General features: G+C 55.6%; 14 protein-coding genes. 8 read left to right on the forward strand and 6 right to left on the reverse strand.

The window, feature by feature from the left end; translation table 11 throughout:
- The first annotated feature begins 85 nt into the window (after window positions 1–85).
- The 3 genes from PSEBG33_RS10990 (at window position 86) to PSEBG33_RS28835 (ending at window position 2,600) form a co-directional block, all read left to right on the forward strand.
- Window positions 86–409: a helix-turn-helix domain-containing protein gene (locus tag PSEBG33_RS10990; RefSeq protein WP_005789130.1), complete on the forward strand. Its 324-nt coding sequence runs from the start codon at window positions 86–88 to the stop codon at window positions 407–409.
- Between the two features lie 531 nt (window positions 410–940).
- A complete protein-coding gene (locus PSEBG33_RS28830; protein WP_081883337.1) occupies window positions 941–1,399 on the forward strand; it encodes a carbamoyltransferase C-terminal domain-containing protein in 459 nt (152 codons plus the stop codon).
- Window positions 1,383–2,600, forward strand: a complete 1,218-nt coding sequence (locus PSEBG33_RS28835) for an MFS transporter (RefSeq protein ID WP_232289385.1) — start codon at window positions 1,383–1,385, stop codon at window positions 2,598–2,600. The genes PSEBG33_RS28830 and PSEBG33_RS28835 overlap by 17 nt, the downstream gene beginning before the upstream one ends.
- A gap of 151 nt (window positions 2,601–2,751) precedes the next feature.
- On the opposite strand, the gene PSEBG33_RS10985 is transcribed toward PSEBG33_RS28835, so the two are convergent.
- Window positions 2,752–3,504, reverse strand: a complete 753-nt coding sequence (locus tag PSEBG33_RS10985) for an outer membrane beta-barrel protein (RefSeq protein ID WP_005789133.1) — start codon at window positions 3,502–3,504, stop codon at window positions 2,752–2,754.
- Between the two features lie 125 nt (window positions 3,505–3,629).
- Window positions 3,630–4,463, reverse strand: a complete 834-nt coding sequence (locus PSEBG33_RS10980; RefSeq protein ID WP_005789135.1) for an arylamine N-acetyltransferase family protein — start codon at window positions 4,461–4,463, stop codon at window positions 3,630–3,632.
- Window positions 4,464–4,583: 120 nt separating this feature from the next.
- Here PSEBG33_RS10980 and PSEBG33_RS10975 point away from each other — a divergent pair, with 120 nt between their 5' ends.
- Window positions 4,584–4,820 carry a DUF6555 family protein gene (locus PSEBG33_RS10975; protein ID WP_005789137.1) on the forward strand — a complete coding sequence of 79 codons (237 nt, stop codon included), beginning with the start codon at window positions 4,584–4,586 and terminating at the stop codon, window positions 4,818–4,820.
- Window positions 4,821–4,850: 30 nt separating this feature from the next.
- Here PSEBG33_RS10975 and PSEBG33_RS10970 read toward each other — a convergent pair whose 3' ends face one another.
- Both PSEBG33_RS10970 and PSEBG33_RS10965 read right to left on the reverse strand, forming a co-directional pair.
- Complete coding sequence (locus tag PSEBG33_RS10970; RefSeq protein WP_005789138.1) at window positions 4,851–5,045, reverse strand: DUF6021 family protein; 195 nt, start codon at window positions 5,043–5,045, stop codon at window positions 4,851–4,853.
- Between the two features lie 12 nt (window positions 5,046–5,057).
- Entirely contained in the window at window positions 5,058–5,237 is a 180-nt protein-coding gene (locus PSEBG33_RS10965; protein WP_005789140.1) for a hypothetical protein, read from the reverse strand.
- Between the two features lie 115 nt (window positions 5,238–5,352).
- Between PSEBG33_RS10965 and PSEBG33_RS10960 the strand changes: the two genes are divergently transcribed.
- Window positions 5,353–5,874: a DUF3087 family protein gene (locus PSEBG33_RS10960; RefSeq protein ID WP_005789141.1), complete on the forward strand. Its 522-nt coding sequence runs from the start codon at window positions 5,353–5,355 to the stop codon at window positions 5,872–5,874.
- Window positions 5,875–5,905: 31 nt separating this feature from the next.
- On the opposite strand, the gene PSEBG33_RS10955 is transcribed toward PSEBG33_RS10960, so the two are convergent.
- Window positions 5,906–6,766 carry a Dyp-type peroxidase gene (locus tag PSEBG33_RS10955; protein WP_005789143.1) on the reverse strand — a complete coding sequence of 287 codons (861 nt, stop codon included), beginning with the start codon at window positions 6,764–6,766 and terminating at the stop codon, window positions 5,906–5,908.
- Window positions 6,767–6,904: 138 nt separating this feature from the next.
- Here PSEBG33_RS10955 and PSEBG33_RS10950 point away from each other — a divergent pair, with 138 nt between their 5' ends.
- The 3 genes from PSEBG33_RS10950 (at window position 6,905) to PSEBG33_RS28225 (ending at window position 13,715) form a co-directional block, all read left to right on the forward strand.
- Window positions 6,905–8,521 (forward strand): NADP-dependent glyceraldehyde-3-phosphate dehydrogenase, encoded by a 1,617-nt coding sequence (locus PSEBG33_RS10950; RefSeq protein WP_005789144.1) that lies wholly within the window; start codon window positions 6,905–6,907, stop codon window positions 8,519–8,521.
- 163 nt (window positions 8,522–8,684) lie between these two features.
- Entirely contained in the window at window positions 8,685–9,746 is a 1,062-nt protein-coding gene (locus PSEBG33_RS10945; RefSeq protein WP_005789146.1) for an FUSC family protein, read from the forward strand.
- A gap of 288 nt (window positions 9,747–10,034) precedes the next feature.
- On the forward strand, window positions 10,035–13,715 hold the full coding sequence (locus tag PSEBG33_RS28225) for a YncE family protein (RefSeq protein WP_005789147.1): 3,681 nt from the start codon (window positions 10,035–10,037) through the stop codon (window positions 13,713–13,715).
- A 93-nt stretch (window positions 13,716–13,808) separates the two neighbouring features.
- Here the strand turns inward: PSEBG33_RS28225 and PSEBG33_RS10940 are convergent, their stop codons facing one another.
- Window positions 13,809–14,540, reverse strand: a complete 732-nt coding sequence (locus PSEBG33_RS10940) for a TetR/AcrR family transcriptional regulator (RefSeq protein WP_005789149.1) — start codon at window positions 14,538–14,540, stop codon at window positions 13,809–13,811.
- Between the last annotated feature and the right edge of the window lie 104 nt (window positions 14,541–14,644).

Genomic DNA, 14,644 nt, shown 5'->3' on the forward strand with positions numbered 1-14,644 from the left:
TGGTCTGACCCGATACACAGCGACAGCTGACATCTGTGCTCCGTCCTGCCTTCGAAAAGTGATCAATTCATACGCAACCTACGTAGTGATCAGCACAAAACGCACTATTGCTTCAGAGTTGATCGAAGGCTTCGACGCCCTGGCCGACGAACGCCAGGGCAAAATCACCCTGCGCACTCACCAAGTGCACCTCAACAAACTGGCACCGCTCACCGCAGACGAGGTGATCGCCGTGCGACAGCAACTCAACCTCTCCAGGTCGGTATTCGCCATGTACTTGCGTACGAACATCCGGACCCTGGAAAACTGGGAACAAGGCCGGGCCAAACCCAACGCCCAGGCCGTCACCCTGATCCGCCTGGTGGCGCGCTTTCCGAAAACCGTGGCACAACTTGCTGCACTGGGCTGACCTGCAAAAGCATCGAGTAGTAGGCTGCTTCCATTGACGCCACAGCACACAGCGGAGTTTGTGTCGTACCCTTGCCGGGTGTGTAGAGGACTTTCACCTCCAAGTCATTCGACTCACCACCATAGTGAGTCGAACAGCACCAGGCATGGCGGTTTCGGCCGCAAGCGTAAACGCCAGATGCAGATCAATATCAACATAGGCATTCCATACGCCGCAGTTGGTGTCCTCGACTAAACGCTTCTAGCGTTGAGCACCCGCGAAGAAAAATATGTGAACCACAACGACAACGGAACGTCGGCTTATATGCAACTGGATATTACAGTCTTGTATATGAACCAATACTTTTAGAAATCAACGATGGAGCGAAATGTAGGAAATGCCAATCAGACCGATCCGATAAATACCTGGAAAAACACAGGAAGACTCAACTGAAAAATAATACAGCTCAAGAAATAATATTGACAATCACAATAGACGCTCATACGGTTTAAGTGCATCGCAAATCTGCGAAGGCAATAATCCTGAGGAACTATATATGAGACGAGTAATTTTGCGGCGCCCTACCCTAGAGAAAACCTCATTAGATTGAATAAAATCAAGAAGCGCGAGGGGTTTCGACCCATTGCGCCTATATGCTTAGAAGAATGTATGGCTGAATACTTTCGCCCGTCCAACCCCTCCCCTTTCATGCTGGAATTTCGAAAAGTTATTTCATCTAAAATTCCAGCCGTGACGCACGTTGATAACTCAGCGCGCCCTCAATCAGTCAATAAATCGCAGAATCTTCGTATGCATCAGTTACTGAGCGCCTATCGTGATATATCAGGAGTCGGCGTACTTTGTAACACTTCCCTGAACTTTAACGGCCGCGGTTTTATAAATAGGTTGAGCGACCTGTATCGATTCGCCAGTGAACATGGACTCGACGGCTTCGTGTTTGAAGACAAACTTTTTCTCAATTCAGATCGGCATGATGAAAACGTCAAGTAAGCTTATTTACGTGCAAGCGCTATCCAGCCTATCACTATGGCTTGATATTTTTTTGATCTTCACGGTTCCCGTTTATCTATGGCATGCCTCTCCTTCATCGATAGCGTTCCTGGCTTTTTGCCTGGGTGCCCCAATGTTGTTTCTTGGCCCTATCGTTGGAACGCTGATAGATCGACATGACGTAAGGAAAACACTATTATTTGGTGCCTTACTGCGCACACTATCTACTGTAGCACTCGCAGTGTCTCCAGACCTTCAGAGTTTTTTGTTTTTGGTTTTATTCAAAGGCGTGTCAAACCTATTTTACTTCCCTTCGATAACCATCATGGTTCGGCAGCTGATACTTGCCGAAGAGCGCAAATCATTTTTCAGTCACGTCAGTGTATTTGATCAATCCTCCAAAATTCTTGCACCATTACTTGCAGGCGTGTTAACGGCAGCATTATCACCTAAGGATCTATTCTTTTTGTCGGCTGTCGCCATTTCATTAACCCTTCCACTCTTAAGGTCTATTTGCCTGGCATTCCGAACGCAAATTAATGACTCTTCTACGAAAACCCTTCCACTCTATCGCGACATAACAAGAGGACTTTCTATTTTCAAAGCCTTGCCCTTTCAACTACGCATAGGCTTTTTATACTCCCTACTGACATCGCTGGCTTTAGGAATTTACGACCCGCATCTGGCGTCCTTTCTAGCCTACGAAGGCTTACCTCCAGTTAATTTTTCAGTGATCGTTTCCGCAACCGCCGGAGGCGCGATATGTGCCGCATTGTTGATGAAGTTCAAATTGAGCAATATAGATGAGATTCTACTTCGATCACATGCATTATTTATTTTTTCTGCAGCATTAATCCTGACCGCAATTTTAGTATTTTTCCAAGTACCTGGAAGAGCCTATCTCTATCCGCTGGCTTGGTTTGTAAATGGTTTTAGTTATGAGATACTAATCATATCGTCAAATATAATTCTTCAACAATTATGCCCTTCTAATAATATCGGAAGAGTATCCATGTCTTTCAGAAGCATCCAAATGCTATGCGTTATAATCGGACCTTCTTTAGGGACAGTGCTAATAATCGCAGGCGGTCGCCCAGCACCTTTTGTTGTGGCTGCATGCATGGCTTTTTTAACTGCATCAGTATCAATTGCGGTCTATCTATATTTGTACAAAAAGCAAGCGCGCACACCTGTTAGTTAGTGCCACATCAAACGATCATCCGGTGAATCTCCTATTACTTTAAGTTATCTAATCAAGTGCAAGATCGAGTAGGCTTGCGCGCAACGCGCCATGCCTGGCCCACCCAAAAAACGCCCCGAGCATTCGGGGCGTTTTTACAGCGTAAACAGCGTCAGAATGCGATACCGACCTTGAAGCCATACTCATCACGCTTGAGCTTGGTGTTATCGGCCACATAGGAATCGCCGTCGAGCTTGTACTCGGTGCGGGTGTAGTACAGGCCCGCCATCACTGGCAGGTCACCCTTCTGGTTCATCAGCAGGCTGACTTCGGCATAAGGGTTGGTGCGGTCCTTGAGGTCCACGCTGTCGCTGCCAACGCCGTCTACCTTGAGTTTGGCACGGCCGTCGATGGTGTGACGGGCGCCGGCTTCAACGCGCAGGGTCATGTCATCGAACTGGTGGTTGTAGCCCAGGGCTGCCTTGGCAAACGGCGACTTGTTGGTCAGCTTCATATCGTAGCCATTGGTGTCCGGCTCATAGCGGGTCCAGGTGTAGCCACCACCTACGATCACGTCGACGAAGTTGCGCGCATCCAGCGCGGCACGCCAGCCGAGGTCGAGGTTAGCCTGGCCTTCCTTGAGTTTGTTATCGCTCTTTTCGCCGTACTTGGCTTCGATACCGGCCTGGTAGATGAAGCCGGATTCGGCGGTGAGCTTGTTGCCGAAGTTATAGAACAGGCCCGCTTCAGGCATGTGGTCCTTGTCGCTTTCGCTACCGCCTTCCAGTTTGAAGTCGTTGTAGCTGCCCAGGATCCCGAACGTGGAGATCGGGTCGGTGGAAGGTGCAGCGAACACCACGCCAGGCGCAGCTGCCAGGGCCAGCAACGAGGTGTTCTTGAGAAATTTTCCGAATAGTTTGGACATCGTTTTACATCTCCATTTTAAGGTGGGCAAAGTATTCAGGAATCGGTTCGAACCTTGGCGTTTGCAAAAAGTTCGAACGGATTTGCACCAAAATGGAGAAAAAACGGTTCAGCGAAGGCTCTATCTCAATATTCTTCAGGATTCGTGCGGATAAGGCTTTCAACGGCTTCGCGAAGTTGAGGCTGATCCGGCAGCTGAATCCCGAACGTGTCGTGCAATAGCGCCAGCAACTCGTCGGCACTCTGAAGCGTGCGCTTTTCACTGGGCCGATCCAGGTAATGAAGCGCATAGTGGGCGTTGGCCAAGGTATGACGTTTACCGGGGGCAAGCAGCGCGGCCTTCAACTGCCCAACGAACGGCGACCCCGGGTGCGTGGAGACGTACCAGTTGCCGATTTCGTAGTCGATATCTGCCTGCACTTGCAGATCGAACACGTACAAGCCGCGCCACTCTTCACCGACCTGGGCCCACAATGTGTAGCTGCCCTGATTGCATGTCAGGCGAAAAGGCTCATGGGCAGTGGCCTGGGGCGCTTCGTTGTCCAGCTGCAACGGGCTGCTGGGGACCATGCCACCGAAGCCGACATCGGTGATATAGCGCACGCTGTCGAGGGTCACCAGGCTTAGACGGTGAGTACGGCCGGTGTGGGCGTCCGGTGGCCCGCCAATCACCACACGACCGGTGATGCCGCGAGCCTCATAGCCCAGTTCCTGCAACAAGGCCAGGAACAGCTGGTTCAACTCATAGCAATAGCCGCCGCGTCCTTGGTGCAACACCTTCTGTGTGACGCTTTGCAGGTCAATCAGCACCGACGCGTGCATCAGGGTCGACAGGCTTTCAAAGGCAAAGGTGCAGACATGGCGTAGCTGCAAGTCCCGCAGGGTCTGCAAGGTGGGTGCCGGTGGCGAGGCATAGCCCAGGCGTTGCAGGTACAGGCGGCTATCCGTGGGTGTGAGCATGGCGCGATCCTCGGGCGCAGGGCAAGAGCGTCACTATGCCGCGCCACTGCGTACGTTGTCATTTTGAATGAACCTTTTAGAACGCTGGCCTATCCATCTATAACAAGACAGGGAGGCAACATGAGTACCGCAAAAATCTACACCATCCACTATCAGCTACACGGTAAACCCAAGTCTTTCGTGGTGCGCGCCGAGGTGATGAATAACGCCGAAGCCTGGCACTGGGCGGCCGTTGATGCCGACATTGCCCATGTCAGCCGCATCGGCCGCGTCGGTCACGAGCAAGTGAAAAAAACCACCCGGCCCTGGGCGGAAAAATACGGCATCACCGACGTCAGTTGGACCCCACCCAAATAAACAAAGCCCCGCACGACGGCGGGGCTCGGTTCACTTCTTCAAGTCGCCCAACGGATCGTAGGGCGGCTTTTTCTCAGATGACTTTTTCTCATCCAGCGGCGCAATAGCCGGACCTACCGGGTCGACCTGAGGGTCGGCCACATCTGGCGAGTCCGGGTCGAAACCCAGCTCATCCTTGCCACTGGCGTGCTCGTTGGAGTGGGGACCATCGGTACGTTTGTTCATCACATGCTCCTGCTAAAGCGGCCGCGCTTTGTCGTGGAGGTTTTCCAGGTCTTGTTCGACGTGCTCGACATCGTTGTCGGGGCCACGCTCTTTGGGATCGTTGGGGCGCAAAGCATCGTTGTCGCGCTCCTCCTCACCCGGCGTGCGGTTCGGATCCGGTGTACCTGGCGGTGGCTGCTTGTGTTCAGACATGATGGCTTACCTCATGAGGGGCTTCACAGGTTTAGAGAAACCGTGCGCAGTCATCGTTCAACTTCATTGCTGCAAGCATGAGAAGATGACCGCCCTTTCTGGAGACCTGACCCGGATGTTCGAGCTCAAACCCTGCGACCCTGTCACCTACCGTCAACAGACCCGCCGCAGCACGCTGATCGTGGCCGTGCTGTTCCTGGCCCTGGCCATGCTGCTGTCGAGCCTGGCGGTGATGCTGTTTGGTGAGCCTGGGGGGGACAACTTTCGCTTCAATGTCGGCGGTGTATTTGCCGGGGTGTTGATCACCGTCGCACTGGTGCGTGGCCCGTTCTGGTCCCAGCCCTGGCTCGCGCCGGCGGTGTACGGCTGGCGGCTCAAGCGCAGCCTGATGAGCGTGACCAACGTAATGCACAAGGTCACCGAGCGGGTACAAGCCAACGACCCGGCCGCCATCAAACTGTTGCGTTTCTATCACCTGGGGCTGACGCAAATGCATGAGCTGGATGCCAACTCCAGCGCCCAGGCGCAACTGGTCGGCGAGATTGACGCACACAAGGCCAAGATGCACGCCCTGGGGATCGATACCGAGCAAACACGGTTTGACCCCGCGTGGCTGGAAACCCTCAAAAGCACTTGAAACGTGCCTCAGGCAGCAAGCAAAAAGGCTGTTAACAAACCAAACTCAGGTCCAGACGCCCTTCCCTGACCGGGGGACACCAGTAATAGCCACCGGTCAATGGCTTACTGATGCGGTACAAACCATCGACAATCCCATCCTCCAACCCGCTCATACGCCGCAACTGCGCTTCAAATGCATCGAAGGAATGACCAAACGCGAGGAACATCAATCCTGCCTGGCCATTCTCGGCCCAAGGCATCGAGCGGCGCACCACGAAGGCTTCCGGGGTAAAGCTTTCCTGGGCTGTGCGCTTGGTGTGGGCCGATTCCGGAGCGTCGTCGAGTTCTTCGTTGTCGCCATGGCGGCGGCCGATGATGTGATCACGCTCCTGGGCAGGCAACGCGGCGAACCCGTCGAGGTCGTGCTGCCATTGCTGGATGGCGGCAAAGCTGGCACCGCTGTCGGTCAAGGCGGCCTCCACGGCGGCATCGTCGTGAGGGTTTTCGGTGCCGTCTTCGTAGTCGGTCAGGTCAAAACCGGTCTTGTAGCGGAAGCCTTCAGTCGATTGCACCAGGCGAAACGCCGGGGCCAGGGCTTTCTCGATGGCACGACTACGCAGCAGCAACTCGCCACGATCCGCCCCATGCAGCCATACCCACAGCGCCTGTTGAGTCGAAGGGTTGTCAGCGCCAGGGCCGCTGACGGCGGGGAATGCACGCAGCCCTTCAATTTCGGCGCCCAGCGCCTTTACCAGCGAATCACCGAAACCGACCACGGCCGCCGCATCCGTCAACTGCACCAGCGCGTCCAGCGCCGCGGGCACGGCTTGCAGGGAATCGAGGGCGAAAAACAGATGGCGGGCCTGCAAAGGCACCGGTGCGGCAAGAATGCCCGGCTGGTACTGACTCATGTGAACTCCTTCTGAAAAGCCGCGCAGTTTACCCGGCGCGCACCGCGCTGCGAACAACAATGCGCGTAAGCCTTGCCTTAGAGCCGCTAGTTGGGTGACTCTCTAGTCATGTTTTGCAACTATTCCAGGGGTAGCGACATGACCACCAGCAACCTGCTCGCCCAGCTGTTTCCCACTTCCGTCGCCCAGATTCCCGAGCAATTTCGCCTGACGGCGCCCATTGAGCAGCGTGACTATCTGGTTGATGGCCAGCTGCGGGTGTGGAATGGCCCGCTCGCTCGCGTGCAAAGCCCGGTGCAACTGGGCGACGAACGCGTGCATATCGGCAGCACGCCATTGCTGGACGCCGACACCGCCCTCACCGCCCTGGATGCCGCCGTGCGTGCCTATGACCGCGGCCAGGGTGAGTGGCCGACGATGCGCGTTGTCGAACGTATCCAGCACGTCGAGGCATTTTTGCGGCGTATGCGCGAACAGCGCGATGCGGTGGTGAAGCTGCTGATGTGGGAAATCGGCAAGAACCTCAAGGACTCGCAGAAAGAATTCGACCGTACCTGCGACTACATCACCGACACCATCAACGCCCTCAAGGAACTCGACCGCCGTAGCAGCCGCTTCGAGCTGGAACAGGACACACTCGGGCAAATCCGCCGCGTACCGCTGGGCGTGGCGCTGTGCATGGGGCCTTACAACTACCCGTTGAACGAGACCTTCACCACACTGATCCCGGCGTTGATCATGGGCAATACCGTGGTGTTCAAACCGGCCAAGCTCGGTGTGCTGTTGATCCGCCCCTTGCTGGAGGCGTTCCGCGACAGCTTCCCGGCCGGGGTGATCAACGTGATCTACGGCAGCGGCCGCGAAACCGTGAGCGCGCTGATGGCCAGCGGCAAGATCGACATCTTTGCCTTTATCGGCACCAACAAGGCCGCCAGCGACCTGAAAAAGCTGCACCCCAAGCCGCACCGCTTGCGAGCCGCCCTGGGCCTGGACGCGAAAAATCCCGGCATCGTGCTGCCCGAGGTGGACCTGGATAACGCGGTGAGTGAAGCGGTCACCGGTTCGCTGTCATTTAACGGCCAGCGTTGCACTGCATTGAAGATCCTGTTCGTGCATGAAGATGTCGTCGATAGCTTTATCAAAAAATTCAACGCCAAACTCGCGACGCTCAAGCCCGGTATGCCCTGGGAAGACGGCGTGGCGCTGACGCCACTGCCGGAAGTGGGCAAGGTGGATTACCTCAACGAACTGGTGGCGGATGCCGCCCGACACGGCGCCCAGGTGGTCAATAGCGAGGGCGGCAGCAGCCGTGGTTCGTTCTTCTACCCGGCGGTGCTGTACCCGGTGAACCCACAGATGCGCGTCTACCATGAGGAGCAATTCGGCCCGGTGGTGCCGATCGTGCCCTACCGTGACCTGGAGACCGTGATCGACTACGTGCTGGACTCGGATTTTGGCCAGCAGTTGAGTATCTTCGGCACCGACCCCGTCGCCGTCGGGCGCCTGGTGGACACCTTTGCCAACCAGGTCGGCCGCATCAATATCAACGCCCAGTGCCAGCGCGGGCCGGACACCTTTCCGTTCAACGGCCGCAAGAACTCGGCCGAGGGAACGCTGTCGGTGCATGACGCCTTGCGCGTGTTTTCGATCCGCACCCTGGTGGCGACCAAGTTCCAGGAGAGTAACAAGGCGTTGGTCAGCGATATCCTGCGCAACCGTGACTCGAGCTTCCTGACGACCGATTACATTTTCTGAAGCCAACCCCGTTCCAATGTGCAGACAGGTCAGTGTGGGAGCTGGCTTGCCTGCGATGCCGGCGCCTCGGTCTTTCAGTCAGGTCGCGGTGATGCTATCGCAGGCAAGCCAGCTCCCACATTGAGTCGAGCACATTCATACATTTGAGGCCACTTCAATACCGATGAACCTGCCCATTTTTGCCCGGCGCCTACTGCGCCCCCTGCTCGACCCGTACCGGCGTTTTCGCCACGCCAAGCTGATCCACGCTGCACGCGTATCCGTCGGTTTGCTGGCGACCATCCTGCTCACCAGCGGCCTGAGCCTGCCCCACGGCGAATGGGCATCGGTGACCATGCTGATCGTGATCGGCGGCTTGCAGCACCATGGCAATATCGGCAAGAAAGCCGTGGAGCGCGCTTACGGCACCTTGATCGGCGCCAGCGTCGGTTTACTGCTGGTGGTGCAACAGGCTTACTTCGGCCTGCCACTGTTGACCTATCTGTTGATGTCGGTGGTGTGCGGGTTCTTTTCCTACCATGCCATCGGCAAGGGCGGTTACATCGCGCTGCTGTCGGCGATCACGGTGTTTATCGTCGCCGGCCACGGGGACAATCCGATCTCTGATGGCTTGTGGCGTACCGTCGATATCCTGATCGGCATCGTACTGGCCCTGGCCTTCTCCTTCGCCCTGCCACTGTATGCGGTGTACTCATGGCGCTACAACCTGGCCAGTGCATTGCGTGATTGCGCGCAGATCTACAGCCGCATCATCGGTGGCCAATCGGTGACCGATGATGAACACCTCAAGCTGCTCAACCGCCTGAATGCAGCAATGTTGCAACTGCGCTCGTTGATGCCGTCGGTGTCCAAGGAAGTGCGGATCTCCATGACCGAACTGGACGCGATCCAGCGTCACCTGCGCATGTGCATCAGTACCCTGGAGATTCTCGGCAATACCCGGCCAGATCCGCGCGACAAGCAGGCCACGGCGCGGATGCAGGTGATGCTCAAGGCCGAGCACCGGCAGATTCGAGTGCAGTTGGTGGGGATGGCGCGGGCGTTGAAATCGGGGGTCACCGAGCGCTTGGAGCGCACAGGCCCCAGAGCTGGCAGTGAGTCTGCATTGGATGCGCCGGTTTACAGTGCGCTGGATGGGTATCGATTATTGACGGTGCAATTGGCAGCGAATGTCGATGCGATGCGTCAACGCTTGGCCAAAAGCGCTGGCCGCTGGAAGATCTGAATAGGTGAACGCCTCGACTATTTTATGGCCGTCACACATTCACACTTTCTCTTACATATTTTTCACGATTTGTTCACATCCCAGAACGTAGGGTAAAGCCTCATCCGTTACAAACGTTGCATATCAAGCCCGCCGCCCCAGCGGGCTTTTTTTTGCCTGCACTATGGCAATCAGTGTTTCTTTATCCAGACCATTCGTCGCCACTGTCATTTCTCACAGCTATCCCATTCGTCTTCCGAGACGCTTAATTCCTCCAGTGAGCTAATTAATTTGCGGAGGGATTTTTCCATGAGCCAAAACACTGACCTTTCAGTCGTCACAAACGCCGCGCCATTGCCCGTGATCGACTCAGGGCAATTGTCAGAGTCGGCAGAAGAGGCCATTGACCTGTCCGGCCCCCGGCCCCTTAACCGCAGCTACTTCCTACCGCCACAGTCAATCCAGGGCACCATCACCTCCGATAGCTTTAAAAACGTGCCGTTCGAGGTGTTGCCCCTCTATATTCCGGGCTTGACGCAAACAGTCGTCGGCTTCGATGGTGGCATAAACAAAGCGGCTCTGGAGGTTCATCGGGACCTGGGGCTGTTGTGCAACCTGTTGGCCTACCTGAATATGGCTAAGGACGACTTCGTAGAGCTGTTCAGCGAAGACCTGCTAATCCCTGTCGCGACCTATAACGTCACCCAGGATGACGTCGACAAGAGTCGTATGATTCCGTTGTACATCCCTCGAACCCGTCTTCCTGATGGTCCGGTCAACCCGGTGTTCATGAGAGTGACTCGCCTCGGTGGCACGCCCAAAGAAACCAAACACTTCAATCTGAAGGTCGATACCGTGGCCCCCGCTGGTCGCAACCCGATCGGCAGTACGCTGCAAAACGAAAACCTGCCGATTCCGGTGTTCCCTGAGCACATCATCATTTTTGGAGTGACGCAGGCCGACGCACACAAGGGGGTACCGGTTACCTTCAAGTTCTACCCGGTCGATGCGACCCAGGAACCCAGCACCTACCGGGCCACACGTGACCGTATTCGCTTGCGCATTAATGGGATCGCGGCGCCCATCCTTCCGCTCACCGAAAGCCAAGCCTCCGGACGTGAAGACATCACCTTCACGCTTTATGATGGCTTCTGGAAGCAGGTACGCAGTGGTTCCCATGTGTGTGAATATGAAATCATCGACGAGGTCGGCAACGCGTCCCTCGGCTGGTCACCGGCGCTGCTGTTGAATGTCAGGCTTGACGACGGGGCTGAGCCGCTCTTACCCAAAGCGCTTGTGCTCGAAGCCCCGAACAATACCCTTGACCACGATCAACTCAATGGGCGCGATGCAACCATCTTTATTAACACCCCAGGCCCGGACTTTGCCCTTGAGGATGTTGTGCGTGTAACCGTCAAGGGCCGTTCGAGCGGTGGCGTTATCACCACCACCTACAACTCTCCACCGCTTACCTCACTGAGCTTTATCACCCTGCCCTTCCCGAATGCCGACCTGCGCCCCCTTATCAGCGGGCAGTTCCAGCTGTCCTATGAGCGCATTCGCAGCGACGTGCCCAACCGTTACTCCGACGGCAACATCTTTAATGTCATCGGTACGCCCATCGATATGCGCCTGCCGCCACCCGTAGTGCTGGAAGCGCCCGGCGGCGTCCTCGACCCACAATCACCGCTTGTTAACATTGTTGTCAGGGCGTACCCCGAACTGGGCCAGGACCCCTTTGATCTGGTGATTCTGATCCTCGAGGGCACGAAAGCCAACGGCACTCGCTACTACGACGAAATCTACGAATCTGCGGGAGGGGGCGATGTGTTATTTCCCATTGCCAACGGCCCGAACGGCGTGATTGCCGGTCTTGAAGGCGGCACACTCAGGCTTCTTTATCAGGTGGACAATGGGGATGACGTGCGCACTTCAATGGACGTGACAGTCAACGTCGGCAACGCAGTGGCCTCATTGCCGGAGCCTGAGGTCATGGAAGCGCCGGCGCCGCTGTATCAATTCGACCCCGAACAATCCACCGAGCACGCCAATATCGTGGTCAAGAGTAACCCTGACTTTCTGCTCAACGATATCGTGACGCTTTACTGTGAGGGCAGCGCGCCTGGCGGAACAGCACCTGCGCAGGCGTTTCCGATACGGCGTCAATGGGTCGGGCGAGATCTGCGCTTCAAACTGGAGCGTAGCTACATCCTTGCCAATATCGACAAGACCATGCGCATCTACTACACGCGCTGGCGCGAAAACGTACTGACGCGGTTTTCTCACGCGGTGAACATAAAGGTGGGCTCCAAGCTCGAACTGAAAGCCCCCACCGTGCTCGAGGCGACGCCGACAGGCCCGGACCAGGCCAGCCTGGACCCATTGCACGTGCTGCCGCCTAATCGACCGGTGGTGACTATTCGCGTGGTATCGGACAAGTTCCCTCCTGGGTCGGATATCAAAGTGTTCATCGTCGGCAAGCCGGGTGTCGGCATGCCGAATATTCCGGCCAAACCCGCCACGCCCGAACCTGGAGAAAACTACGTCAGCTTCACCGTGCCACATGCTTTTGTGGCAGCGTATCTGGCCGATAAATGCACGATTTATTACAACCTTATCGAGACCAGCAAGACCACCAAGTCCGATGAGTTGACATTGATGATCCAGGCACTGTCAGCGCAAGAGTGGAATTTGGTGAGTGTGCCCAGTGCGCCCTCCGGTGTGATCGATACCAGTAAATCCCATCGCATAGAAGTGCGGGGATGGCGGTTCATGAAAGCTGGACAGCCCGTTTATATTGACTTGTGCAGTAGCCAATACCATGAACTACGAACCGGCGCAGTGGTGAGCCCTGGTGAGGCCAACGCCAAACTGATCAGCGCAGAAATACCATCGAGTTATCTGCGCTCATTGAAAGAGGGTGACCCACTGGACGTGCATGTATTTGTAAACTTGGAAGAACATGACGACAAGGCCTCAGCACAACCGTTGAAGCCTGTGAGCTATACAATAAAAAAATTATCAGGGGAAATCGTGGGCAACGTAACGGTCAGGAATGGGCCGACATACCTTGCCATTAGCTCGGATGATAAACGGGTGTACGTTGCCAGCACGGGAACTGGCGGCTATGGCATTACCGTATTCGATGCAGATGGGGGTGAAGTTATCAGTACCCATCCGCTCTCATATCAACCGCGCGGAGTGGCGCTAAAACCTGACGGCAACGTGCTTTATGTAAGTATTTCCAATGCCAGATACCAAGCGCCCAATTTTTTGAACGACGTACTGGTATTGAATACCAGTTCTTGGGCAACAATAAAAGCGATAGCCACTTACCAAACTGGTGAGCTATGCATCAATAACGACGGAACGAAAATATATGCCGGAAGCAGCGCCTACTACTTCATTAGAACCGCAGGCACTCCTTGGTACAATCATACCTCTTCAGTAATAAGTACTGCCTCTAACACGGTCACGGCTCACTTCAATGCATACGAATCGAGCGGTAGCACTATCCATGCCCCGGCACTAGGGCTCAATAGACAGTCAACCATTACTTATGGAACGTGGGGATCCACGAGTATGAGAGTTCACAATGCAATTACGTATGCGGACTTCGGTTCTGGGCCGTCTCCAGGAGGGGTACTCACCGCCTTTGCTCACAGCCCAGTCAACTCAAGGCTTTACGCTACGGTAGCCGATGCCAATAAACTACTGGTTCTCGATAACAGCACTAATGTCCCGACAACTATTAGAAGCATTGACGGCCTCAAAACTCCATGGGGTGTAGCGGCCAACCCCCGCACTGGCGTTATCTATGTGACCGAAAGATCTGGCAATACGGTAAAGTTGTACGACAGCGAAACATTCGAACTCATCAACACCCTCGAAGGCTTCGACCAACCCAGAGCTATTGTGGTCAACTCAGAGGGAACGAGGATGTTTGTCGCTAACTCCGGAAGCAATACCGTCACCATTGTGGATCTTTAACAACGCAAGCATCACCAATGAAAAAGCCCTGATTGGTTCAGGGCTTTTTTCATGTCTGCTACACCTGATAGGCAAGAGTTAGCTCACACCGGGTCAGCGTACCGCTTGTTCACGAATCGCCCGTTGAGTATCCAGCACCTTGGCCAACGCGGTTTCAGCTTCCGGGCTTTGCTGCGGCACTCGAATCGCCGCCGACACCAAGGTAATCAACTTCGCCATCACCTCCGCATCCGTCGCCGGGCGGCCCAGGCTCATGGAGTTCATCAGCAGGCGCAGTTCGGTGCCGGCCATGACCCCGGAAATGGCCTTGAGGGCAAATTGCAGGCGCACGCCCAGCTCATTACGCGGCAAATCCGGCAAGGCCAGGGCGAAGGCTTCGAAGAACCGCTGGAAAACCGGCTGGTAATGCACCTTGAGGTATTCCTGAATGAACGGCGAGGTGTCGCTGTAGACCCGGCCAAGGAAGCGAATGAACGAACGCCCTTCCCCGCTGGCCGGATCGCTGCGCTCCAGGCCCATGGCCGGGGCAAACAGCACGCCGAGCAGCGTGTCGCAATCCAGCGGGCCATCGGACTCGGCTTCGCAGCGCGCCAGCAGTTCCAGGCGCTGCTCGTTGAGCGGCTCCAGACGTTGCATCAGCAGGGTTTTCATCAGGGAGTCCTTGTCCCCGAAGTGGTAGTTCACCGCCGCCAGGTTGACCTGGGCGCGTTCGGTTATCTGGCGTAGCAACACGGCGTCGTAGCCGTACTTGATGAAGAGGGCCTCTGTCGCATCCAGCAATCGAGTCTTGGTAACGTTTGGAGCGCTGAGTTTCTTCGCGACCATAAGGGTTCCACGGCGGAAATATTGTTTTAAAAAATAATTTGATTTTTTATACCGGGGCGGCCCGGCGAAAGCAAGTAGTGACACTCCGCCATATCACTAAAAGC

Origin of the sequence: Pseudomonas synxantha BG33R, from assembly GCF_000263715.2 — a bacterium.
Taxonomy (GTDB): Bacteria; Pseudomonadota; Gammaproteobacteria; order Pseudomonadales; family Pseudomonadaceae; genus Aquipseudomonas; species Aquipseudomonas synxantha_A.